20 protein-coding genes are annotated in these 23,532 nt (G+C 53.5%); 3 read left to right on the top strand and 17 right to left on the bottom strand.

The genetic code is table 11. The features are described from left to right. Positions 1–9: 9 nt before the first annotated feature. A complete protein-coding gene (locus AC3RCL_RS02550; RefSeq protein WP_492534500.1) occupies positions 10–627 on the top strand; it encodes a hypothetical protein in 618 nt (205 codons plus the stop codon). Between the two features lie 71 nt (positions 628–698). Here AC3RCL_RS02550 and AC3RCL_RS02545 read toward each other — a convergent pair whose 3' ends face one another. From AC3RCL_RS02545 to AC3RCL_RS02535, 3 genes are all read right to left on the bottom strand, one after another. Continuing rightward, a complete protein-coding gene (locus AC3RCL_RS02545) occupies positions 699–2,129 on the bottom strand; it encodes an aspartate ammonia-lyase (protein ID WP_175320790.1) in 1,431 nt (476 codons plus the stop codon). 253 nt (positions 2,130–2,382) lie between these two features. Further along, positions 2,383–3,747, bottom strand: coding sequence for a sensor histidine kinase (locus AC3RCL_RS02540; RefSeq protein ID WP_492534499.1), 1,365 nt, complete (start codon positions 3,745–3,747; stop codon positions 2,383–2,385). Beyond that, the gene (locus AC3RCL_RS02535) at positions 3,744–4,463 is read right to left on the bottom strand and encodes a response regulator transcription factor (protein WP_492534498.1); all 720 of its coding nucleotides are present in this window, start codon (positions 4,461–4,463) and stop codon (positions 3,744–3,746) included. Before AC3RCL_RS02535 ends, AC3RCL_RS02540 begins: the two co-directional genes overlap by 4 nt. A gap of 160 nt (positions 4,464–4,623) precedes the next feature. Between AC3RCL_RS02535 and AC3RCL_RS02530 the strand changes: the two genes are divergently transcribed. Continuing rightward, positions 4,624–5,355: a hypothetical protein gene (locus tag AC3RCL_RS02530; RefSeq protein WP_492534497.1), complete on the top strand. Its 732-nt coding sequence runs from the start codon at positions 4,624–4,626 to the stop codon at positions 5,353–5,355. Positions 5,356–5,452: 97 nt separating this feature from the next. On the opposite strand, the gene AC3RCL_RS02525 is transcribed toward AC3RCL_RS02530, so the two are convergent. Further along, on the bottom strand, positions 5,453–6,376 hold the full coding sequence (locus tag AC3RCL_RS02525; RefSeq protein WP_213580066.1) for a polysaccharide deacetylase family protein: 924 nt from the start codon (positions 6,374–6,376) through the stop codon (positions 5,453–5,455). Next, on the bottom strand, positions 6,342–7,664 hold the full coding sequence (locus tag AC3RCL_RS02520; protein ID WP_096774734.1) for an MFS transporter: 1,323 nt from the start codon (positions 7,662–7,664) through the stop codon (positions 6,342–6,344). The genes AC3RCL_RS02525 and AC3RCL_RS02520 overlap by 35 nt, the downstream gene beginning before the upstream one ends. Before the next feature lie 215 nt (positions 7,665–7,879). Here AC3RCL_RS02520 and AC3RCL_RS02515 point away from each other — a divergent pair, with 215 nt between their 5' ends. Then, positions 7,880–8,596: a DUF421 domain-containing protein gene (locus AC3RCL_RS02515; protein ID WP_492534496.1), complete on the top strand. Its 717-nt coding sequence runs from the start codon at positions 7,880–7,882 to the stop codon at positions 8,594–8,596. Between the two features lie 51 nt (positions 8,597–8,647). On the opposite strand, the gene AC3RCL_RS02510 is transcribed toward AC3RCL_RS02515, so the two are convergent. The 12 genes from AC3RCL_RS02510 to AC3RCL_RS02455 form a co-directional block, all read right to left on the bottom strand. Then, entirely contained in the window at positions 8,648–9,679 is a 1,032-nt protein-coding gene (locus tag AC3RCL_RS02510; RefSeq protein WP_492534495.1) for a copper amine oxidase N-terminal domain-containing protein, read from the bottom strand. Positions 9,680–9,872: 193 nt separating this feature from the next. Next, positions 9,873–10,472, bottom strand: a complete 600-nt coding sequence (locus AC3RCL_RS02505) for a TetR/AcrR family transcriptional regulator (RefSeq protein ID WP_251500652.1) — start codon at positions 10,470–10,472, stop codon at positions 9,873–9,875. A gap of 27 nt (positions 10,473–10,499) precedes the next feature. Continuing rightward, on the bottom strand, positions 10,500–11,948 hold the full coding sequence (locus AC3RCL_RS02500) for an MDR family MFS transporter (protein ID WP_397360276.1): 1,449 nt from the start codon (positions 11,946–11,948) through the stop codon (positions 10,500–10,502). Between the two features lie 387 nt (positions 11,949–12,335). Continuing rightward, positions 12,336–13,055, bottom strand: coding sequence for a glycerophosphodiester phosphodiesterase (locus tag AC3RCL_RS02495; protein WP_036664724.1), 720 nt, complete (start codon positions 13,053–13,055; stop codon positions 12,336–12,338). Positions 13,056–13,304: 249 nt separating this feature from the next. Beyond that, on the bottom strand, positions 13,305–14,165 hold the full coding sequence (locus AC3RCL_RS02490) for a carbohydrate ABC transporter permease (protein WP_009593684.1): 861 nt from the start codon (positions 14,163–14,165) through the stop codon (positions 13,305–13,307). Continuing rightward, entirely contained in the window at positions 14,155–15,111 is a 957-nt protein-coding gene (locus tag AC3RCL_RS02485; RefSeq protein ID WP_036672924.1) for a carbohydrate ABC transporter permease, read from the bottom strand. Before AC3RCL_RS02485 ends, AC3RCL_RS02490 begins: the two co-directional genes overlap by 11 nt. Then, positions 15,111–16,448, bottom strand: coding sequence for an ABC transporter substrate-binding protein (locus AC3RCL_RS02480; protein ID WP_096774740.1), 1,338 nt, complete (start codon positions 16,446–16,448; stop codon positions 15,111–15,113). Before AC3RCL_RS02480 ends, AC3RCL_RS02485 begins: the two co-directional genes overlap by 1 nt. Positions 16,449–16,746: 298 nt before the next feature. Further along, positions 16,747–17,301, bottom strand: a complete 555-nt coding sequence (locus AC3RCL_RS02475; RefSeq protein ID WP_213580062.1) for a glycerol-3-phosphate responsive antiterminator — start codon at positions 17,299–17,301, stop codon at positions 16,747–16,749. Between the two features lie 542 nt (positions 17,302–17,843). Further along, positions 17,844–18,314: a DinB family protein gene (locus AC3RCL_RS02470; protein ID WP_096774742.1), complete on the bottom strand. Its 471-nt coding sequence runs from the start codon at positions 18,312–18,314 to the stop codon at positions 17,844–17,846. Between the two features lie 147 nt (positions 18,315–18,461). Continuing rightward, positions 18,462–20,534: an amylo-alpha-1,6-glucosidase gene (locus AC3RCL_RS02465; protein WP_492534494.1), complete on the bottom strand. Its 2,073-nt coding sequence runs from the start codon at positions 20,532–20,534 to the stop codon at positions 18,462–18,464. 14 nt (positions 20,535–20,548) lie between these two features. Then, positions 20,549–22,678, bottom strand: a complete 2,130-nt coding sequence (locus tag AC3RCL_RS02460; protein WP_492534493.1) for a glycoside hydrolase family 3 N-terminal domain-containing protein — start codon at positions 22,676–22,678, stop codon at positions 20,549–20,551. Between the two features lie 26 nt (positions 22,679–22,704). Next, entirely contained in the window at positions 22,705–23,529 is an 825-nt protein-coding gene (locus tag AC3RCL_RS02455; protein WP_009593690.1) for a carbohydrate ABC transporter permease, read from the bottom strand. Positions 23,530–23,532 lie beyond the last annotated feature (3 nt).

The raw sequence follows: 23,532 nt of genomic DNA, 5'->3' as shown, positions 1-23,532 counted from the left end.
TGAGAATCCATGTTCAAACGTCATGCAGCTTATTACGGCTTCGCTCTTGCTCTTCTGATTCTTGTAACAGCCTGTTCGAGCACCTCATCCAAAGCGCCGGCTTCGTCGCCCTCCGAAGCTGCGAAGAGTGCAGTGACGGACCATGAAAGTCCGGCGGAGCTCGTATTATCATTGTTCGAAGGAGAGGACATGAGTGCCGAGGATAAAGCCACGAACATGCTGGCTCACTTGGAGGGCATGGACTGGAAGGAATATAACCGCCTGAGCAGCGGCAAAACGCTGGAAACGCTGGAGCTGCTGTATACCCACCGGTCCCTCATCCAGCCCGAGCATTATACGAGCCTGTTCCTCGCAACAACGAATCTCGACGGTGCCTCTGCCGAGCAATATGCCGCCATCGTCGGTGAATTGTTTACGAAAGACAGGGAGGGCGTGGTGCAGGCACTTGCTGATTTGGGTGACGAAGCAAGTAAGCAAAGCGTCATCTCAAGCATAGCGTACCATCTCGGTTACCAGGATGTTGCCCAAGTGAAACAAGAAATCCATCAATGGCAAACGAACAAGGTGCTACATGATGCCGAGAAGGACGTCATCGCCTCCCTCATAGCGGCACTCGACAATCCATAAATGCAAAAAATAGAGCTGACCCCGAATGGAATCGGGGTCAGCTCTATCACTCGTTATCGTTAAAGACATCCTTATTGATTCAACAGGAACTCTTCTCCCGCAATGCCCGGCGAGGTCATGTGGTAAGGATCCAGAATGACCAGAATCTGCTCCTCTGTCAAAAGCCCCTGTTCCAGGATGATCTCCTTGATGCTTTGGCCTGTCTTCTGCGCTTCCTTTACCAGCCTGGAGGCTACGTCATAGCCCAAATGCGGGTTCAATGCCGTAATGATGCCATAGCTGTTATCCACGAAGTATTTGCAGCGTTCCTTATTGGCTGTAAGATCAACCATCAGATTCTTGTAGAACACGTCCATGCCGTTCTTCAGGATTTTCAGGGAGTGCATCAGATTGTTGGCAGCCACCGGAACCATGACGTTAAGCTCGAATTGCCCGGCTTCGCAAGCCAAACTGATCGTATGGTCATTGCCGATGACCTGGAACGACACCTGGTTCATGACCTCCGCCATCACGGGATTGACCTTGCCCGGCATGATCGACGAGCCCGGCTGTCTCGGAGGCACGTTCAGCTCGTTCAAGCCGGCTCTCGGTCCGGAAGCCATCAGACGGATGTCGTTGCACATTTTCGAGAAGTTCACCGCACACACTTTGAGCGCAGCCGACAATTCCATGTAAGCATCCGTGTTCTGGGTGGCATCCACCAAATCCTCGGCTTGCTTCAGGGAGAAACCTGTCTGCTCAATCAAATGCTGGACGACGCTCTGCATATAGTCCGGCGTTGCATTTAATCCCGTGCCTACGGCCGTCGCGCCCATATTGACAACCAATAACCCTTGCGCTGCCCGCTCGATGCGGTGGATGTCCCTTGTCAGTACGTTGGCATAAGCCCCGAACTCTTGTCCAAGCCGGATCGGTACCGCATCCTGCAGATGCGTGCGTCCCATCTTGATGACATCGTCGAATTCCTTGGCCTTGTCCTGAATGCCGGCGACCAAGGTCCGGAACACGCCAAGGAGATCCTGGGTCAGACGGTACGACGCAATGCGGATCGCCGTCGGAATGGCATCGTTCGTGGATTGCGACATATTGACATGATTATTAGGATTGCAATAGAAATACTCGGCCTTCTGTTTTCCCAAAATCTCCAGCGCCCGGTTCGCCAATACCTCATTCATGTTCATATTGATCGAAGTGCCCGCCCCGCCCTGAATGGAATCGACAATGAATTCGGAACGGAGATTGCCTGCGATGATCTCGTCTGCCGCCTCTATAATGGCGCTGCCTATCTTTTTCGGCAGCAGGCCAAGTTCCATATTAGCCAGCGCGGCCGCTTTCTTTACTTCTCCGAGAGCCGAGATGAGCTCGGCATGAATGGGCACCCCGCTGATCGGAAAATTCTCTACCGCCCGGACCGTATTGATGCCGTAATAGGCATCTATAGGAAGCTGTTTTTCCCCCAGAAAATCTTTCTCCACTCGATACTGCATATCCATGGACAACATCACCATCGCCTTTTGATTATTTTGTATCTTGCTTGTCACCTGTTATCATCCAGCTTGCCCGGATATATACAGAATTCTGCCTTTCAACTTGAAATCCTCTATAGCTTACGCGTTTTGTTAGGGAATATTGAATAATATGTGTGATTGCGCAAAAAACGAGGCTTTCTCTAAGTATAATTACCCAGAAAAAGCCCCTCTTACCCCAAACGGCTTGATTTCCATTGACGTCCGTCACGATGGATGGTTACAAACTCTAAGCCATGGAGGTCTTCCTATGCACCGGGAAGCCTAACGAAATCACGGCGCCTCCCTCTTGGCGATTCCCCGCCGTGATCAGGCCCCCGCAGCGCTCCACGATGGCCCGGGCAATCGCCAAACCGAGTCCCGTCTCCCCGTTCTTGCCCTTCACAAACCGATGGAACAGATAAGGCAGCAGCTCCTCGGAGATCCCATCGCCGTCATCGGATACCGTGAGCACCACCCGACCTTTTTGGAGACCGGCTTGAATGTAAATATGCTTGCTTGCATGCCTCGCCCCGTTCGAAACGATGTTCAGCAGCGCCTGCAGCAGCTTATCCCGGTCGGCATACACCGTTAACGATTCGTTATCCCCGTACGAAAGATGCACGAACAGCCCTTTTTTCACCAGAACCGGATTGATCCTCTCGATCGTTTCCTCTACAAGCTCTTTCATATTGACTTCTGCGGCCTTGAAAATATCATCTTCGCTGTCCAGCTTGGCCAGCAGCGTCATCTCGGTCACGATATTCCTCATCCGGCCGCTCTCGCTCATAATGATATCGAGCCCTTTGCGAATATCCTCCCCTTCGAATATGCCGTCCCGGATTCCCTCCGCATATCCGGATATGGACATGAGCGGCGACTTCAGCTCGTGCGAAGCGTTCTGGAAAAATTGTTTCTGCACATGATTGTACCGCTCCAGCTCACCGGCCATTTCGTAGACGGACTCTGCCACGGCGCCGAGCTCCCCGCTTGCCGACACGCGCCGGACTTCGGAGAATTGGCGCTCCTTCACCTTCTTCAATTCTTCCCGCAGATGCATCAGCGGCTTAATCAGCCGCTTGGTGATGAATAGGCTTAAGATCACCATGACCACGGCCCCTGCGCCGAATACGAGCATCAAGCGCCCCAGCAGCGCTTGCTCAATCGCCTTGATTTTGCTCACTGGCGTAATCAGCGTCATCGTCCCTTGGGGAACTGCCGTAACCTCGGTTAGGAATTGCCCGTCCACCGATGAGGATTTAAACGAAGCTACGCTATCGGGTCTGGCTGCTGCTATGCCCATGTACTGGGCGGTAGGGGTTACAGGAGTCGAGCGGACTATATTCCCTTGGCTGTCCTGAATAATAACGCCGACCTCGGCAACCTGCGCAGAGGCAAACCCGCTAACGGTCAAAGGCTCGCTCTCGATAGGGATGCTCTGTGCAGCCGCGGTTTCCAGCTTTGCCGTCAGCGCCGCCCCAATGGACTGCATGTCCTTTCTTTGCGTGCCGATAAAGTGGTCCAGCAGCACATAATGAATGACGACGGCCGTCACGGACAGCACGAGTATAAGCGACAAAGCGAACGCAAGATTGATCTGATGGACCAGCTTCATATCGATGATTCCTCCACATCCGTTCTCATTCGGTATCCATGTCCCCATATGGCCTCAATCGGCAGCTGCTCCACTTTCTTGCGCAGCCGTTTAATGAGATGGTCAACCGCCCGGTCGCTCCCAAAATAATCGTCCCCCCATACGGAGGTCAGCAGTTCGTCCCTGGTAAACGCACGGTTCGGATGCTCGGCGAACACTCTCAGCATCTCGAATTCTTTGTTGGTCATATCCACTTCTTCCCCGTTCCAGAACACGCGCCTCTCCTCCAGCAGTAACTGAAGCCGCCCATTGCTAAGCTCCGGGGAAGCGGCCGCAAGCCGCGGGACATTCTCCGCTCGGTTGAATTTGTACCAACGGCTCAGCTGCCGTTTGATTCGGGCGACCAGCTCGCGAGGGCTGAACGGCTTGACCATATAGTCGTCGCTTCCCAGCTCAAGCCCCAATATTTTATCCACCTCGCTGTCCTTGGCCGAGATCATGATGATCGGGACCTCGGCTTCCGCGCGGATCCGCCGGCACAATTCGAAACCGTCCATGCCGGGCAGCATAATATCGAGCACCCACATATCCGGCGGATTCGTTCTCCACATGTCCCAGCCTTCCTCCGCCGTGCCAAGGCCCACCGTCCGGTAACCCTCCTTGCGCAAATAAGCCTCCACCAAATTTCGTATATGCAAATCGTCATCCACAACGGCGATGAGATAGGTTTGGTTCATATCATTACCTCCGAGCTTCATCTCCTCTTTAGTATACCAATCGGCACAAAGCGAATGGGAATGCCATTGTTTTTCCACAAATACACCAATGTTCTGCCAATGCTGATTCGTACACTGGGTACTGTAAGACAAACCAACCCCGATAAGGAGTGTTAATACGATGAAGCACAAACTATTTGGCAAGCTCGCCCTATCCGCTGCCCTTCTTGGAACAGCAGCTCTTCCCGTCCATGCCTCGGGTGCCGAAACCCCAGCCGATGCACCGAACCAAACAGGTAAAAGCGCGCCCGTTGCCACCACGGCAACCATTTCCGTTATGCCGAATCCGTTGGAATTGGCTGAAAAATACGCGCCGGAAACGGTTCAGGACTGGAAGGATACGTTGGCGAAATACGGGAAGCTTGCCGGAACCGAGGGAACCTTCTTTTTCTCGGAGGCCGCGGCTGTCACTGCAGATAACGGCAAGGTAAAGCCGATCGCGGCTGAAGGCGAATTCGGAATATCCATTGCCGTGAAGGCTGTCCCGGCTGAAGCTGTCAAGGGATTCGTTGACAGTGGCGATATCAAGGATATACAGATTACCAAGATCAAGGAGCTTGCCCCTCTCGAAAGTACCGCCATCAAAGCAGCGGAAGCCGTGAAAACTGATGCCGGCAACGGGAAACACGACGTGATCCGTTTCGAGACAGCCAGCGTGAAGGCAGTGAAGCTCAGCGATGCAGAAAGTTTGGAAGTGAAGATCGACGATGAGGATCTGGCGTTTATCCATGCCAGAATCGACCTCTTCAAAGCGATGGATTCCAAGGACGCCGACGCCATTAAAAAAGCGCTGGCGAAACTGCTGGACCAATACAAGGCACAGATTGCCAAGCTGGAAGCTGAAGCGAAGTAACGTCGATGCGAGACCGTACATGACAGTGCGAGCCCAGCGTACTTAACCGAAAACAAGCCCTGCCGGTGCCGCGGCAGGGCTTGTTTTTAGCATAGGCTTACGTTTTTTTGGCCATTGTCTTCATCAGTTTCACCGCCGAGCGCACGCGGGGACGCTTCAAATGCTCCTCCACGTAGCGGTAATCCGTCAGGATCACCTTGGCATCCCGCAAACCGTAAGCAAAATCATCATCAAACAGCAGGCGGTACTCCCATACCCGCTTCTCCCAATTCGGAATATTCGCCAGCATCCATTCATCCTCCGCCCCCGGGTGAACGTACGTTTCGCTGACCCCTTCGGGGAGTCTGTACAGCTTATCGATCAGCGACTGTTTGAAGCTCTCGTAGGTCTCTCCCTCGACGACGGGAAACGGATGCGAGAGCAGATAATCCGGGATCGGCACGCCGAACGTATCGGCCAGGCTGGAGGCAAGCGCCACCGGCCGCTCGATATTCGGCAGCGTGCTGAGCAGCGGATCCTCCGGATGAATATAGCGAAACAAGCGCGCGGGGAGGCGCCAGCGGGAAGTCTTCCACAGCATCTGCGGAATAAGGCTCCGCCCCGTTTCCATCCCGTAAAGGCTGCCCATATGGTTATCCGCATGGCTGATGCGGATGCCGGCCTTCTTCGCCAGCCGGTATTGCGCCTCCAGCTCTTTTAGCACGGCGCCCGTCTCCGCTCCCCGTTCAAACTCCTGAACCGTCCGGTATTGATGACCGCTAGCGTCATGCAACGAAGAATGACCGGTCAAGCTCTTCCACCGCAAAGCTTCGAATTCGCTCGTCAGGGTCAGATGCAGCCCTACATTGGGTTGGCGACGGCGTGCGGCCCAGGAGGCTGCCTCCTCAAAGCCGGGGGCCACGGTCATGATGGTCGCCGATGAAACTTTATTCTCCTCCAGCAGATGCCGGATCGCCTCATTCATGGCCTTGCTCTGTCCGAAATCGTCACAGTTGATGATCAGTCTTCGCTCCATGGTCATGCCCGCCTCCTATGGATTTTGAGAATTCGATTTTGGTTGCATACGACAGCACGAAGGAAATGGCCAACAGGCATAAGGGAACGACACTGATTAAGTACCGAAAGGTCGATTCCGGATCGCTTCCCGGGTTGTCACCGCTCTCATATCCGAATATCATGCCTACGACAAAAAACGCCAGGGCGGAGATCAATCCGCTGGAACGCGTAATAAACCCGCTGACCGCCGTATAAATCCCTTCTCTGCGAAGCCCTGTCCGCTCCGCATCCTCATCGATGATGTTGCCGCTAACCATGGCCGGCGTAACCAGAAATCCCGCCAGACCGAACCCTACCCCGATCCCTGCCAGAATGCCGCTCATCAGATCATAGCCAAACCACAGAGGGATGACGGATAACCCATATATCCCTAGCGACAAACGCCATGCCTTCACGCCGTCCATCCTGCGGATCATCCAGTACCACACGAACACCAAGGGGATGACGGATACAAACACGGCCGCCAGCAGAATCGACACTTGATTGTCCGGGATGCGGAGCACGTATTTTGCGTAAAAAGGGATCGTGGAGCTTATCAGCCCATTCACCGTCTGGGCAAAAGAATTGGAGATGTTGAACACCCAGAACTTCTTGTTTCGCAGCGTTTCACGAAACGCGTGGACAAGCTTGAGCGGCTCGCTTGCGCTGTACGCCTCTTCCTCGCGGACGCTCATCATGCACAGGAACATGAACACGCCGAACAGCAGCGCGTACAGAATCGCCATGTTCGAAAATCCCATGGCGTCATAGATGATCGGAGTCAGCGCAGTACCGATCAACAATGCCACCACTTGATAGCCCTGCTGGATGGCCGAGGCCTTCGCCCGGATGCGGTCTCCGCGGAACAGTTCGGGGAACAGCGCCCCATAATTGACCCATAATACGGTTGCCACGGCTTCATACAGGATAAGGGCAACCAAAAACCACATAAACAGTCCGTTCTCAGACAATCCTTCCGGCGGCGAGAACACGAGCACGAAGGTCAGCATGAAGAGCGGAATCGCCCCGAATACCCACGGCCTGCGCCGTCCCAGCCTGGTTCTGGTGCGATCGGACCAATACCCCATGAGCGGATTGTTTACCGCATCCCAGATCAGAAATACGGTTCGTGCCAGAGATGCCAGCCCTATGCCAAGACCCAAGGTATCGACGTAGAAAAAGATGTAAAAGGAGCTGAACGCCTGACTCGGAACCATCATGGCAAACATGCCCAGCGAAAATGAATACGGCGAATTCACCCAACTGCGCTTCATCCGTTTCCCTCCATCCGTCATGGACGATTTTGTTGTACAGTATTCGGCATGCGAAGGGAATATACCTGCGCAAACGAAGGCTTAGGTAATCTCGTCTATAGATTGGAGAAAAAGCCATGATCCAGACTTGGAAATGGACGTATATACATATTTTTCATGACAACTGCCCACCCTTCTAGTTAAGGACCACAAAATCTTCGGAAAGGGTCTGTGCCATGGAACTCCTTAAGGATCTTCTGCTAGTGCTTGGGAGAATTTATACCATTTACCCGCTGCTCTTGGGCGTTACCCTATTCATGGGCCGCCGTTCCATCGCCGAGCTTCCCGTTTTCGACTACATCATTATCCTGTCCCTAGGCTCCGTGGTCGGAGCAGACATCGCGGATCCCAAAATCGAACATATCCATACCGCCTTTGCGATCATTGCCATCGGCTTGTTGCAGAAGCTTGCCTCGATCCTGCTTGTGAAGAGCCGGCGCATCGGCAAGTGGATTACATTCGAACCGCTGATTGTCGTTAAAGACGGGCAGTTCATTTATCCGAATATGAAAAAAGCACGTTACTCGATCGATAACATTTTGCAAATGCTGCGCAAGGAACAGATCTTCGATATGGCGGAAGTCGATATGGCGGTGCTGGAGCCGAGCGGTGCCTTATCCATCCTGAAAAAGATGGAGAAGACCGCCGTCACGCTGGAGGACCTGAAGTTAAAGCGGCAGAATGCCGGCCTGTCCTACGCCGTCGTCAAAGAAGGACGCATTCAAACGATTACCCTCCGAAAGTTAAACCTTACCGGAGAATGGCTGGAGACTCAGCTGGGTGAGCGGGGAATCCCCCTTGATCAAGTATTCTTCGCTTCACTCGATGAACAGAAGCGTTTAAATATCACCATTTACGATAAGGAAATTCCGCTCCCTCCCTTGTATCATTAAGGATCCCGAAAGAAGCCTGGCGCTGCCGCCAGGCTTCTTCCCGTTCATGACTTATTGAAGAACGATTTTGGTGGCATTGCCGATTGGCGGCAGACTCTTGGTCAATACCGGGCCGTAGTAGCCGATAATTTCCGCATCGTCAGTCAAGTCGCTCGTTTTCAAGGCTTTGCCGTCTTTATTCACGACAACCGTCTCGGGCGTCAGATTTAGGACGACCTCATTGGGGGATTGTTCCGTCAACCCTTTGCCCTTGATCGTTACGCGCAGGTTGCCGCCATCCGCATTGATGTCGGTGATGGCGCCGGCCGTAGCCAGCTGCTCCGTTTCTTCCTTATCGGACTTCACGCTGATTTCGTAAGCATACGTTTGAGGAGGCAGGCTCATCGTCATCGCCAGGCTGTGCACCGATTCGATCTTCATGCCTTTTGCAAGATCCTTAAGCTCGATCTTCTTGCCTTCCGCATCGCGGATGACCGTGTTCTCATCCACGTTCAGCACGATTCCTTCGGTGCCCGTGCCGTTAATATGAACGGCTTTGCGTTCTTCGTTATGGATAACTTCCGTGATGGTTCCAACCACGGTTTCCTTCTTAACCTCTTCCTCGGACGTGATGTTTACCTTCGTTCCATCAACCGCGACGTTAACCCGGAGCACTTCGCTGAAGAAGCTCGCAGGAACATACAACGTGCCTTTTACGTTCACCGGAGCAGCGCCGAGGGACTTATACATTTTGTTAACCGCATACTGATCTTTGCCCGTTTGCACGAGGGTCCAGATCGGCGATCCCGGTTGGGTTAGCTCCGCAGACCGGTCTTGTTGATTCCACTCCAGTTCGAATCCGAGCGCCTCGGATACGCTGCGCAGCGGGATCATGACCTGTTTCGCGCCGGCATTCATGAATCCGGCTCCAGCCACTTCCTTGCCGTTGACCAGAACACCATAATCAATGATCGCCGAGATCACCACCGGCTTCTGTTCCTGAATGTCTCCGGTTTGGGGTGCCGCATAAGCCGCTGCGCCGCCGGAAACCGCCATGGCCGCAACCATCAGCGTCGCTGCTTGCTTTTTCCATTGTTTGTTCATGTTCATCATCCTTTCTAGGTGCCTTAGATTATCATGTACAACTATACTGACGGACGCATCTGCCAAATGTTGCATTGAAATCGAAAGTCCAAGGGCCGAACATAAACCAAAAAGCCGTTCCGGGCGACTTTTCCAATCTCCCGAAACGGCTTTTGTACTGTAAGTGAATATATCAATTAGCTGAATATATCAATTAGCGTTGTATGAATAGCGGGTCCACGAAGCTTCGGCAATACTCCTCCGCAATCTGTTCCGCGCTGTATCCCATATCGCGCATGTACAGAATAATATCGGCCCGCGGCAGGGATGCAAGCATCACGGAGGTGAACAGAGGATCCAGGGGCATCAGCTCCCCCCGCTCCGCCGCAAGCTCCAGCAGACGCTTGATCTGTAAGCGCAAATACGTGAAGGGCGGGTTCTCGCACATAATGTTCTTGGTTTCCTCCAGACGGTCAGAGGTCAGCATCACCCTGAGCCACTCCAGATCCTCGTTGAAATGCAGAATCACCTTCGTCATTACCGTCCGAAGCCGGTGTGCTACCGTTTCGCCTTCGCTATTGCGCAGATAAACGTCCAGCCCTTCCATAAACCGGTCGATCTTGGCTTCCATCAGCGTGAAGCAAATCTTGCTCTTGCTGGGATACCGGCGGTAAAGGGTACCTTGACCGATTCCCGCCGTTTTGGCCACTTGATGCATGGAGACGTCCTCGACTCCGTATTTGTTAAATAAGGCCTGAGCCGTATCCAAAATCTTTTGACCCAACTCGTCATTCTCTTTCGGCAATGCACGCATCCCTTTCTAATTAAACAAACGGGAACCTTATGCGGCAGACTGTTTTTCTTCAACGGGTGAAGACGTACGTTTAACAAATAAGCCCAGCACGAAAGCGATGATTGCAAGAACAAGCCCGATTACGAAAGCATTATGAAGACCGGCAACCATGCTTTGCACCGGATTGAGATCCCCGGTTGTTTCAACGTAATTTTTAGCACCTGCAGTCATGATGCTGATAAAGAGCGCCATACCGACAGCTCCCGCGACCTGCTGCAGCGTATTCATGATCGCCGTTCCATGCGGATACAGCAAGCGCGGCAGCTGATTCAAAGCCGTGGTTTGGGCCGGCATCATAACCATCGAAATCCCTATCATCATCATAACATGAAGGAAGATGACATAACCACCCGTCCATGAAGCGTCGATGCGCGAGAACAGGAAGATGGCGATGCTCAGCAGCGCCAAGCCGGGAATAATCAGAACGCGCGGTCCGAATTTATCGAACAGCTTTCCTGTAATCGGCGCCATCAATCCGTTGATGATCCCGCCCGGCATCATGACCAGACCCGCCGATAGCGCAGTCAAGCCCAGAGCGTTCTGCAGGAACAGCGGCAGCATGATCATGGTGGAGAACATGCTCATCATAAGTACCAGCATCAGCACGGTCACGAGAGAGAACATCGGAAATTTGAAGGTACGCAGATCCAGCATCGGTTCCTCCATCTTCAGCTGGCGCCATACGAAGAGCAGCAAGCTGATAGCCCCGGCCGTAATGCACCATATGACCTTCGGATCAGACCAGGTGCCTTCGCCGGCACTGCTGAATCCGTATACGATTCCCCCGAAACCGATGGTAGACAGAATAATCGAAATGTAATCGACTTTCGGCTTGGTCAGTTCCGATACGTTCTTCAGGAACACTGCGGCAAACACGATGGAGAACGCAGCGAGCGGAATGACCAGGTAGAACAACCAGCGCCAGTTCAGCGCATCCACGATCAAACCAGAAAGCGTTGGCCCGATCGCCGGTGCCGTCATGATGACCAGACCGATCATACCCATTGCGGCTCCGCGATTCTGAGGCGGATAAATGCTAAGTATGGTGTTCATCAGAACCGGCAGCATAAGCCCCGTTCCGACGGCTTGCAGGATACGGCCTACCAGCAGCACCCCGAATACCGGCGAGAAACCGCATATAATCGTACCTATCAGGAATAGCGACATAGCGCCAATAAACATCTGTCTTGTCGTGAACCAAAGCTGCAGCAGCGCCGTGACCGGCACCAGAATACCGACAACCAGCATGTAAGATGTGGAAAGCCACTGCACCGTCGACTCCCCAATGCCAAACTGCTCCATCAAGCTTGGGAAAGCGATGTTCAGCAGTGTCTCATTCAAGATGGACACGAACGCGCCGATAATCAGTGCGGCAACGATCGGCCCTCTCTTTATTTTGCTTAAATCAATCTTGGCCGAACTTGGCCCCACTCCCATATCCAAGACCTTATCCTCCCTGTCTTTTGTCTATACGGACAATTGTCCGGTAACGCGTTTTTTATTCTAACGGACAATTGTCCGGTAACGCGTTTTTTATTCTAACGGACAATTGTCCGCAGGTCAACTGAAAATTTTCATTAAATTTTCAAATTCGTCCGCCCAGATGAAGCCCGCGGCGTTTTCCGCTGCCATAAGCAGCCGAAACAAGCAGGATTCGGCCATTCATAATAAAAGGATCCGCCCCTAAATCGAGACTAGGGCAGATCCTTTTTCTATGCACATTTCGACTTTAGGTTCGCCTTGCCCCGAAAGACCCTTGGCATTTCCTAAATGCAAGTGTCCTAATAGGTCAATCCGCTGCGCGCAAGTCAGTCCCTGAAAACGCTAAGCATTCAGTGCAATCTTTTCTTTGTATACTTTGGCCCAGCCTTCCAAGTTGTTCGTTACGATCAAGAGTTCAGGATACTGGGCAAGGGATGCCAATACCGCCTCGTCATCCGGCGTCCAGACGATGAGCTGAATCCCCCGCTTGCGCGCTTCCTCCATAAACGAAGGGGTCACGTATACATATTTGACGGACACATAGCGAGCGCCGATCTGTTCCAGATAAGGAAAGACCGATGGCGTCGCCCCGTAAATCACAAGCCCCAGCTCGATGTCAGGATCAAGGGAACGGGCCCGTTCAATCGAATAATGATCGAAGGAGGTCAGGAATACCTGCTTCTCCATGCCCGTATCCTTGATCACGTCAATGACCTTCTGTTCCAGCCCGGGATAGGTGTCCCCCATCTGCTTCAGCTCGATGTCAACGATCATCCGATCCTTGGCAAAAAGCAGCGCTTCCTCCAGCGTGGGGATGACTTCCCCCCGGCCTGCATCCAGCTTGCGTATTTCCTCCAGCGTGAAGGCATTGATCGCTCCGGTTCCGTTGGTCGTCCGGTTAACCGTGGGATCATGAATCACGACAGGCACGCCGTCCTTCGTCAGCTGGACATCCAGCTCCAGGTGCGAGAAGCCAAGCTCCAGCGCTTTCCGAAAGCCCAGCATCGTGTTCTCCGGATATTTGAGCGGATACCCTCGATGGGCCAATCCACGTACTTCCATGTGCCATTCCCTCCATATATAAGTCGATTGACGGCCTCGATCACACTGCCGCCGCAAGGAGACGGACTTACGCAATCGAAATGGCCGTTTGCAGCTCTATAGGTTTGTTCGCCGTGGGCTTCCCGATCCCTGCTGCGCACCGCAGGAATTAGCTTTATGTCCTTCGCTCGAACAAAGAGACGGTATGGCGGTGTATCCTTACCCACCGTCTCCACACCGTCCTGAATTCCGCAACATATGATTATGCGGTTATTTAAACGTCGAGTTCGCCATCGCGGCCACGATATGCTTCTGCATCACCGTAAAGACCAGCACGATCGGGATGATCGCCATGACGCTGGACGCCATAATGACGTTGAAGAACATCGCTTCATTCCCGGCGATGGAATCCCGCAGCATCGCGATACCGACCGTAAGCACGCGCATGTCGTTGTTGTTGGTCATGATCAGCGGCCAGAAATACGAGTTCCAGGACGAGATGAAGATCAACACGCCCATGGTGACGATCGTCGGCATCGCCATCGGGAACAATAGCTTGTACAGAATGGAGAATCGGCCGGCTCCATCCACGCGCGCCGCTTCCAGCACGTCGTTGTTAATCGATTTGAACGCCTGCCGGAGCAGGAATATCGCATAGGCGGACGCCCCGTGAGGCACGATGAGCGCCCAGAAGGTATTCAGCCAATCGAGCTTGGACATCATGACGTACACGGGAACGAAAATCACCTGTTCCGGCACGATCAACGCGGCAAGCACCAACAGAAACAGCGCGTCCCGTCCCCAGAACTTTCCCTTCGCGAATGCATAAGCGGCCATGAGCGCCACGTTCAACTGCAGAATGATGGTTCCGACCGCCATGAGCAAGGTATTGCCGAAGAACCGCGCGTAAGGGATAACCCGGAAGGCTTCGGCAAAGTTTTGCCAGGCAAAGGTTTCCGGCCAGAATGTAGGAACGGCCATCCGCATCTCAGACTGCGTCTTGAGCGCGCTGATCAGCAGCCAGTACACCGGAAAGAACATGACGAGGGTCACGATCACGGCCCCGATCACGCGGAGCGTCATTATGGTCTTTCGGTTCTTGGCGGATCCAGCCATATAATTATCCTTCATAGTGCACCTTCTTCCTGCTGACCACCCATTGTACCAATGTTAACAGCAATATGATGACGAACAGAATCATGACAAGCGCCGAGGCTCTTCCTGTTTTGAATTCATCAAAGGCCATCGTATAGATCCAGTACACGATCGCATTCGTTGCCTTGAGCGGACCGCCGCCCGTCATGACGTCGATCGACTGGAACACCTGCATGGAGGAGATAAAGCTGGTGATGACCAGAAACAAGGTCATCGGCGACAAGAGCGGCAGCGTAATGTTGCGGAACTGCCGGAACTTGCTGGCTCCATCAATGGAGGCCGCCTCGTAATACTCGGCCGGAATTCCGCGCATGCCTGCAATAAAGAGGATCATCGCAAACCCGACGCCCTTCCAGACCGAAACGGCAACCAGCGCCGGCAATGCCGTCGAAGGGTTGGTCAGCCATTCGACCGGCTCCATGCCAAACCAGGAAACAATGGAATTCAGTAACCCGTATTGTCCATTGTAAATCCATGTAAATACCATGGCCGCGACTACCATCGAGATATAATAGGGCATAAAAACGACGCCGCGCAAGAAACCGAACAACCTTGACGATGACACGTTGAGCAGCAAGGCCAGCAGCAGCCCGATGACCAGCGTGAATACAACGTCCATGACGGTATACAAGAACGTGACCTTCAAGGAGTGATAGAAATCCGAGTTCGACAGCAAGCGCGTATAGTTATCGACGCCCACGAATTTCTTCACGGGACGGGTCATGTTCCAATTCGTGAAGCTGATGTAGATGGAATAACCCAGCGGATAATACAGGAACACGCCCATAAACAGCAAGGCCGGAACTGCGAACGAGAAGTCCTTCCACTTCTCGATCAACGTATGAGACATCCGTTTAGAGACCGAAGCGGTCGCCCGATCGGACGCCGCCTTGGTCATTGCTTTATTGGTCTCCATAGGCATCACTCATAGTCAGCCAGAATATCGTTGATCTTCTTGGCTGCATCCTGCATAAGTGGTATAGGATCTTTTTTGTTCAATACCATTTCCCCGATGACTTCTTTGTAGACCTCGCTGAATTCAGGATAAGCCGGATGCTGCAGACGCGGCGTTACTTCGTCGAAGTGCTCGTATACCGCTCTATACTGCGGCCATCTTTCGAAATATTGATCGCCTTCTTCAGACTCGATTGCGGATTTTCTTGTCGGCAGGTATCCAACGGATTCAGCCCACTTAATGTTATGCTCCGCCGAAGTCATGAACTCGATGAATTTCCAAGCCGCTTCTTTCTCCAGATCCTCGGCGCCGTCCATCATGACGATCCCCGCGCCGCCAATATTGGAGGTCCGCACTTTATCGCCAGGGATAAAGGATACGCCAACCTCAAAGTCTGCATTCTCGCGGTACATCTTGAGCAAAGCCGATGAATGCTGAACCATGGCGATTTCGCCGTTCAGGAACATCTGGCGCATATTGTCGGAAGCTCCTTTACCGAAGCCCATATGCATGCTGCCTTCATTTTGCCATTTGTAGAAATTCTGGAGGTACCGGAGAGAATCCTCGGTCTCGACAGCGGAAGCACTCAGGTCCTCCGTCAGGATTTGTCCGCCGCCGTTAATGTTCCACGGATCGTAGTACCACGTATCCCAGCCTGGAACGGAGAAGGCATAGCGGGTCGTTTTGTCGCCTTCTTTTTTCGTTACCTTCGCATTAAAGTCATCGATCTCATCCCACTTCTGCGGCGGCTCTACGCCCAGCTCGTCCAGCATCGTTTTGTTGTATACAAACACGCTGGTACTGACGATCAGAGGGAATCCATATTGCTTGCCATTGAATGCATATGCATTCAGCATCCCTTTGGCGAAATCGTCCATCTTCACTTCATCGCGCTTAATCCATGGGCCCAAATCAGAGAACACTCCGCTGTCCGCAAAGTTTGGCAAGGACGCAACCTCGACATTCGTAACAGCCGGCACGTCATTCGCAGCCACTGCAGCCGATAATTTTTTGTGAAGATCAGGATAGCCGCCTTGGAACACCGGCTCAACCGTGATATGAGGGTATTTCTTCTGGAATTCGGCAATCATGTAGTTCAAGCCTTCAAGCTGGGCATCCGCGTGGGCATGCCAGTATTGGATTTTAACGGGTGTCGTGTCGTTCTTCATATCCATCGAAGCGGCTTCCACGTCATCCAGCGAAACCTCTCCTCCGGCGCTTTCACTTCCACCGCCGCCTCCGCAAGCCGTGGTAATCACCATAAATATGGTCAATAACATTAACAACCATGATTTCTTTTTCATAGATGATCTGTTGTCCCCTTTCGAATCTATTCATCATTCATCATCCAAAATTACCGTCGATCCACTTCATCGAATGCCGGTTGGAACGGCACGCGGATCCCATAGGAACGGGTGAATCCCCATCCAAACAGCCAGCCTATCCCTTAAAAAGCGCACAAAAATAGAGACGTCAAAAGAGCGCAACCTAAGAGCCACCACCTCCTATAAAAGCTAAAGTAGCTGCTACTCGGGTTATCTCATCGTCTCCACCCCTAGCAAATATGTAATTGTGGTTAATCCGTCATTCCTACGGAGAACGTTACGTCCAAAAACGCGTGTCTCCCGTAGATACGAGGTCTGCGCCATTTGCCAGCGCCTCGTCGATTTCTTCTTCGCTTCGTAAAAAACCTCCCACTATGAGCGGACAGTGAATCTCCTTCTTCAGATCGCGGATGACGCGAGGCATAAGTCCCGGCATCAATTCCACTTCATCCGGACGTGCTTGTCCGATCATCTTCACTGCGGTTCCCAAAGCTGTCGTATCGATCGCAAACACGCGCTGTATCGAGCTGATGCCTGCTTGGCGCGAAGCCAATACCGTATTCGTCTTCGTCGTAATGATCCCGTCGATCTTGTACGAATCCGCCAAATACTGCACTGCCGAATTATCCCGGCCGATGCCGCTTACCATTTCCAGATGGACAAACACTTTTTTGCCTGAGGAGTGCAGTCGGTTTACGATATCCCTTAGTTTCATGATGTCGCCTGTCATCAGGTTCACCCGTTCCACCGCGCTGTTCACAGCCGCATCGATCTGTTCCAGCTTGGTAATCGAAGCAATAACGGGAAGACGGCGACTCCTTTGATCTGTCATAAGTGCGTGTCCTCCTTATTATGAACACCTCTTATGATAGAGTTATAAGATCATGCGAGTATTAACGATATGTAAAATCTGTGTTAACGGCCCGCTTCTAGGCTCCTGCATATATGAATACGCTTTCTAATCGGTTAACAACAGATTCTGCTATATCCCTGGTTTGGTGGATTCCCTCCTAGATTCAGGATCATGCCGTCCTGCGAAGTCTTGGATAGCGCTTTCATAATAGCTTGTCGAGCTATTTAGTTTCTATCATAGAGGAATTATTTAGCTCGAGTCTATAGCGAAATTTGTTTTATTTTGTCGAATTTAAAAGAATGTCAGCTCAATGTAATAAATATCATGGCAGGAAGCTCGTTTTTATGATCGCACAGCGATTCAAAGACCCATGAAGGCAGTTTCAGGACAGCGGGCTGTGCGGAGGGCTTGGATGCTGGGGTAATCCGGACTCATTGTCTCAGCGGGCGCACGAGCTTAATCAATAAGCCGGCCAAGAAAACTTCTTGGCCGGCCCCCTTGATCCATCCTGCGCGCACTAACTATTCGAACAAAGGAACCTTCGGGTCCTTCCCGTTACAGTGAACCAGCATCGCGTGCAGCTGCCCCCTGTGGTGATACAGGTGCGCCACGATTTCGAGCAGCCATTCGTACCTTGAATAGGTGACGCCCCAATAAGAGGTCATCTCCTGATGAAGCTCCTCTTCCGTCATTTCTCGGAACGCCTGCTCCAGATATGAATAGTTGCTCAATAACTCCGCCTGTATGTCCTTCAGGTTATTTAACGACACGCCTGCGTAATAGGCGCTCATCTCCTCTTGGGTGGCTCCTCCGGATATATGAAAATCGGCCCGGCAGATGACGGCGATATGCTTGAGCAGCTCTCCGACCGAATGTTTGCCTTCCGTCGGCTTGACGAGCAAATCCCGTTCATCCAGCTTATCGATAATCGCGACAACCGAGACGACAGCCACCTCGATCTGATGTAGGGCATATGTACAATAGGAATTCATAGGTTCTCTCCAATCCGGTATGTATACAGTAATCTGTTCAATATCACCTCATTATTATAGAACATACGTTCCTGATATTTCAACAAAAAACAACCTGACCCCTAAGCACTAAGAGACAGGTTGTTCAAAAGCAAATCTTGTATAAGATCAGCTAACCAGGTCAAATCCGGTTGTATTCTCAAGCACTTCCACATGAAACGCGCTGCCGTCAGCCTTACGCACAACGCTTACCGACAGGTGCCCGCTTCCGATCGCAATCCGTTCGGCCTTCAGTTCGTTCATCCCTTCCGGAAGGAACGGGGACAACGCGATTTCCTTCTTCGCCGCGTTCGGATACAATCCGAGCATCGCCTGCAGGAAGACGATCGAGGTTCCCGCCGCCCAAGCCTGCGGCGAACAGGTTGTCGGGTACGGAACGGGATGGCCCAGCTTCGCATCATGACCGCAGAACAGCTCAGGCAAACGCTGGTATTCAAAATGCGCGGATGCCTGGAGCAGGCCGGAAATCACCTTGCCTGCCTCAGCTTTGAATCCCTGCTTGCCGAGACCCAGCAGGATCATGGCATTGTCATGCGGCCATACGCTCCCATTGTGATAGCTCACCGGATAGTAGCCGGTGGAGCCAGTACTCATCGTGCGGATGCCGTATCCGTTGAACATGTCGCTTCTAAGCATCCGCTCGGCTTGCGCCTTCGAGCGGCTCTCTTCCGGCAATCCGCTCATGAGCAGATGCCCGGGATTCGAGGTTACGCTGCGTACCTGGCGTTGATCCTTATCCAGCGCAATGGCGTAACACTGCTCATCCTCCATCCAGAAGGCCGCTTCAAAACGGACCCGAAGCTCTTCGGCCTCCTTTTCCAGCTTGCGGGCCAGTTCCGGCTCGCCCAGCTCCGCGAAGACAGGTACCAGCGATTGCTTCGCTTGATACACGTAACCCTGAACCTCCGACAGCGCGATCGGCGATTCCGCATACTCGCCGTTCTCATGGATGATCGAGTTGGCGGAATCCTTCCAGCCCTGGTTCGGGAAGCCTTTCTCGGCTTCCTGCTTGTAGGCCATGAAGCCGGAGCCCGCTTCGAGCGCGGCATCGATATAATCCAGTGCCCGCAGCACGTTCGGCTTGAGCTCCTCCGCTAAGGAGAGATCGCCCGTCCAGCGGTAATACTCGCCGATCAGCGCCAGGAACAGCGGCGTGGAATCGATGGTGCCGTAGTACGGCGAGAACGGGGACTGATTCGTCGTGACCAGCTCTCCATAGCGGATCTCATGCATGATTTTGCCCGGCTGCTCATCCCGCCAAGGGTCCGTCTTCTCGCCTTGATAAGCCGCCAGCGTTCTCAAGGTTCCTTTGGCAAGCTGCGGGTTCGCCGGAAGCATGAACAGCGCCGTGATCAAGCTGTCTCGGCCGAACGGAACCGCGAACCATGGCAGTCCGGCTACCGTTGTATCGCCGAAGCCTACATCGGTCGTCAGCATGCGCAGATCCTGCAATCCTCTCTGGTACAAGCCGCTGAACAGTGCGGAATCCGACTGGACCTGCGAGCTGTTCCCGTACCAAGCTTCGTACGAGGCTTCGAGTTTCTTCAGCCCCTCTTCATAAGTCAGCGTCTCTGCCGCGGGTTGCCGCTCCGCCATCGGCGTGACAAAGAACGTAATCACCTTCTGCTCTTTGGCTTTCAGGGACAAGGAGAACGAAACCGTGCCGGTATCATCCGCTTTGCCGCCGTCCGCATCCCAAGCAATGCGCGTCTGCCTTCTCAGCTTGTCGGCGCCGACGTAGGCCAGCGTCATCTCTTGGTCGCCTGCCCGAATCCCCTCCATTTTGCCGACTTCGCCCGTACGGTATTTACGGACCAGGAACATATCCTGAAAATCCGCATCGAAGGAAACCCCGAACTCGATATTCGAATCGGTCACAAAGTAATTGGTCAGCGTACAGCGCTCATACAGGACGCCATCATAGATGAAGCGTTCCCGAAGCACTTCGATCGCCCCTTCATCCTTGGCATCCTTCATCAGGCGGAAGGAGGCCACATAGCTTTTATCCCCCGTGGAGGACAGAAGCGAAGGCTTCTCGCCATCGATGAACAGCTCCATGCGGCTCAGAAAACGCGTATCCTTCGTATACAAACCATGGCCCTGATCGTCCCCCTGGACGATATCTCCGTTAAGCCCGGTCAGAAAAAACACGTCTCCTTCTTTAATTACGCGGTAGTCCATGCATAAATCCCCCTTTATTCAACAACCTCAAGCTCAGCCTGCAGTCCTTCCTCCGAATGCGGTCCGACCCAGACATGGAACTTTCCGGGCTCTACCGTAAATTCAAGCCTTTCATCCAGCAGTCCCAATTCTTCACGTCCCAGCGTAAAATGCACCTCACGGCTTTCCCCAGGCTGCAGCCGCACCTTGGAAAATCCCTTCAGCTCTTTGACCGGCCGGGTCGAGCTTGCCACCAAGTCGCGGATGTAGAGCTGCGCGGTTTCCTCGCCGGCTCTGGAGCCCGTATTCGTGATGCTCACGGATACACGGACGGATTCGTCCCGGCCGATCTGATGCCGATCCAGCTGCAGATCCGTATATTCGAACGTTGTATAACTGAGGCCGTACCCGAACGGATACAGCGGAGAATCGTCGCAATCGATATAATCTTCGTACAGATGGGGCCGCCCGGTATTCTTCCGGTTGTAATACATCGGAATTTGGCCCGTCGCGCGCGGAACGGTAACCGGCAGGCGACCGCTCGGATTGTACTTGCCCGTCAGCACGTCTACAAGCGCTAGGCCTGTGGCGGTTCCCAAATGCCAAGCTTCCACCACGGCATCGGCGTGCTCATGCAGCCATGGAGTCGCAAGCGGACGGCCGTTCATCAGCACGGCGACGAGCGGCGTGTCAGTCTGACGCTTCAGCTCCCGTATCAGGTGCTCCTGGCAGGATGGAAGCGTAATGGACGTCACATTGTAGTGCTCGCCGGTCATCGCTTCGGATTCGCCGACAACGACCACGGCGACATCGCACTGCTTGGCAAGCTGAACGGCACGCTCGACTCCGCCGTCCAGCTCCTCCAGTATGCCGCTGCCCTGCTCGTAGAACACCTCGGCCTTCGGTGCGATTTCCGATTGAAAAGCATCCCACACCGTGACAACGTCCTCATCCCGGCCTTTCCAAGCCCAGCAGCCCATTGAATTATGGCGATCATCGGCCAGCGGCCCGATCAGGGCCAGCTTCTTGTGCTTGCCGGTATCCAGCGGCAACATCCCGACGCGATTCTGCAGGAGCACGATCGATTTCCGGGCGCTGTCCCTGGCCTGGGCCAGGTGCGCCGCTGGAATGGCTCGCCCTTTCAGCAGATCTCCGGCTTCTTCGTCTTCATCGCTTACATACGGGTTCTCGAACAATCCGAGGCGGAATTTCACCCTCAAAATGCGAAGCACCGCGTCATCCAACAGCTGAAGCAGCTCGGGGTTATCCTGGACCAACGCCTCCAGATGATCGAGATAGACGCCGGAATGCATGTCCATGTCGACGCCGGCGTTCAGCCCCTTCCGCGCGGAATCCTTCCGGTCCTCCGCATAGCCATGGTAGATCAGCTCTTCGATCGACTCCCAGTCGCTGACCACCATGCCGTCAAAGCCCCACTCCCGCTTCAATATGTCCCGCAGCAGATAGCGGCTTCCGGAAGCGGGAACCCCATTGAGTTCGCTGAAAGCACTCATCACCGACAGAGCGCCCGCCCGAATCCCGTGCTCGAACGGCGGCAGCACGGTTTCCCGCAGCGTCCGCTCCGACATGTCCGTCGTATCATAGTCCCGGCCGCCTTCAATCCAGCCATAACCGGCAAAATGCTTCACGCATGCCGCTACGGTCGGGTTGCCGTCCCCATTTGGACTTTGAAATCCTCTCACCTTCGCGGCAGCGGCCAGGGAGGACAGATAAGCATCCTCCCCCGTGCTCTCCGCGATGCGGCCCCACCGGGGGTCGCGCGTCACGTCCACCATCGGGGCAAAAGTCCAGCGGATGCCTTCTGCTGCCGCCTCTTCTGCCGCAATGCGGGCGTTCTTCTCCATCCCTTCGAGATCCCAGCTGGCGGCTTCGCCGAGCGGAATCGGAAAGATGGTGCGAAAACCGTGAATGACGTCATCCCCGATGAGAAGAGGAATCCCCAGCCGCGTTTCCTCCACGGCCAGCCGCTGGAGCTCGTTGATTTTTTTCGGACCATGCACATTCAACAGCGACCCGATCTTGCCTTCGGCAACCAGCTTCAGCTCCCGCTCCTCGCACCGGCCGTACTGCACCGTTTGACCGATCTTCTCGGCCAAGGTCATCTGCGCGAGAAGCTCCTTTGCACGCTGTCCCACGTTATCCATGTCTAATCCCTCCCGATGCTTCTATATCAGCCTTTGACGCCTGCGTTCGAAATCCCCTCGATATATTGGCGCTGGAACAGGAAGAAGAACAGGATGATCGGCAGCGTGGACAGCACGACCCCCGCCATGATCATCGGCGTATTCTCGAAGAACATATCCTTCACGCTGTTCAGGCCGACCACCAGCACATACATTTCCGGCGTATTCGCCAGCGTGCTCGGAACGAGGTAACTGTTCCAGGTCCCGGCAAATGCAAGGATCGACATCGTAATCAGCGATGAGCGGGCCAGAGGATACACGATCCGCCAGAAAGCGCCCATCTTCGTCAAGCCATCCATCCGCGCAGCCTCCAGGAACTCGTTCGGAACCGAGATGAAGAACTGGCGGAGCATGAAGATGTACAAGCCTTGATAGAGGAAGGGCACCGTCAATCCCCAGAACGTGTTCAGCCATCCGAGCTGCGCCACGTTCACGTATACCGGGATCAGGATCATATGGTACGGCACCATCATGGTGGCCACGACGATCCAGTATATCAGTCCTTTTCCCTTGAAATTCAGCTTGGCCAGCGCAAAGCCGGCCATCGGGTTAATGATCAGGTTCCCGATGACAACGACGCCGGTCATGATCACGGTGTTCATGAACCATCTCGGCACGTTGTATGCATCGTTCGTGAAGAAGATTTTGAAGTTCTCGAACGTCCAGTTGGCCGGCGACGTCAGGGTATTGACATGGCGCATCGGGATGACGGACGTATAGATGGTATAGAGAAAAGGAAGGGCGAATAAGAGCCCCAGGATGATCGTGCCGATGTACAGAAACGGCCGACCTTTATTCGTTCGGGTCAACATTAC

Source organism: Paenibacillus sp. MT86 (genome assembly GCF_058792535.1).
This window is presented reverse-complemented; position numbering and strand designations above follow the sequence as displayed.

Bases quoted from the DNA above. Each gene is read 5' to 3' on its own strand.
- AC3RCL_RS02550 (WP_492534500.1), top strand. From the start codon at position 10: ATGTTCAAACGTCATGCAGCTTATTACGGCTTCGCTCTTGCTCTTCTG.
- AC3RCL_RS02545 (WP_175320790.1), bottom strand. From the start codon at position 2,129: ATGTTGTCCATGGATATGCAGTATCGAGTGGAGAAAGATTTTCTGGGG.
- AC3RCL_RS02540 (WP_492534499.1), bottom strand. From the start codon at position 3,747: ATGAAGCTGGTCCATCAGATCAATCTTGCGTTCGCTTTGTCGCTTATA.
- AC3RCL_RS02535 (WP_492534498.1), bottom strand. From the start codon at position 4,463: ATGAACCAAACCTATCTCATCGCCGTTGTGGATGACGATTTGCATATA.
- AC3RCL_RS02530 (WP_492534497.1), top strand. From the start codon at position 4,624: ATGAAGCACAAACTATTTGGCAAGCTCGCCCTATCCGCTGCCCTTCTT.
- AC3RCL_RS02525 (WP_213580066.1), bottom strand. From the start codon at position 6,376: ATGACCATGGAGCGAAGACTGATCATCAACTGTGACGATTTCGGACAG.
- AC3RCL_RS02520 (WP_096774734.1), bottom strand. From the start codon at position 7,664: ATGAAGCGCAGTTGGGTGAATTCGCCGTATTCATTTTCGCTGGGCATG.
- AC3RCL_RS02515 (WP_492534496.1), top strand. From the start codon at position 7,880: ATGGAACTCCTTAAGGATCTTCTGCTAGTGCTTGGGAGAATTTATACC.
- AC3RCL_RS02510 (WP_492534495.1), bottom strand. From the start codon at position 9,679: ATGAACAAACAATGGAAAAAGCAAGCAGCGACGCTGATGGTTGCGGCC.
- AC3RCL_RS02505 (WP_251500652.1), bottom strand. From the start codon at position 10,472: ATGCGTGCATTGCCGAAAGAGAATGACGAGTTGGGTCAAAAGATTTTG.
- AC3RCL_RS02500 (WP_397360276.1), bottom strand. From the start codon at position 11,948: ATGGGAGTGGGGCCAAGTTCGGCCAAGATTGATTTAAGCAAAATAAAG.
- AC3RCL_RS02495 (WP_036664724.1), bottom strand. From the start codon at position 13,055: ATGGAAGTACGTGGATTGGCCCATCGAGGGTATCCGCTCAAATATCCG.
- AC3RCL_RS02490 (WP_009593684.1), bottom strand. From the start codon at position 14,165: ATGAAGGATAATTATATGGCTGGATCCGCCAAGAACCGAAAGACCATA.
- AC3RCL_RS02485 (WP_036672924.1), bottom strand. From the start codon at position 15,111: ATGCCTATGGAGACCAATAAAGCAATGACCAAGGCGGCGTCCGATCGG.
- AC3RCL_RS02480 (WP_096774740.1), bottom strand. From the start codon at position 16,448: ATGAAAAAGAAATCATGGTTGTTAATGTTATTGACCATATTTATGGTG.
- AC3RCL_RS02475 (WP_213580062.1), bottom strand. From the start codon at position 17,301: ATGACAGATCAAAGGAGTCGCCGTCTTCCCGTTATTGCTTCGATTACC.
- AC3RCL_RS02470 (WP_096774742.1), bottom strand. From the start codon at position 18,314: ATGAATTCCTATTGTACATATGCCCTACATCAGATCGAGGTGGCTGTC.
- AC3RCL_RS02465 (WP_492534494.1), bottom strand. From the start codon at position 20,534: ATGGACTACCGCGTAATTAAAGAAGGAGACGTGTTTTTTCTGACCGGG.
- AC3RCL_RS02460 (WP_492534493.1), bottom strand. From the start codon at position 22,678: ATGGATAACGTGGGACAGCGTGCAAAGGAGCTTCTCGCGCAGATGACC.
- AC3RCL_RS02455 (WP_009593690.1), bottom strand. From the start codon at position 23,529: ATGTTGACCCGAACGAATAAAGGTCGGCCGTTTCTGTACATCGGCACG.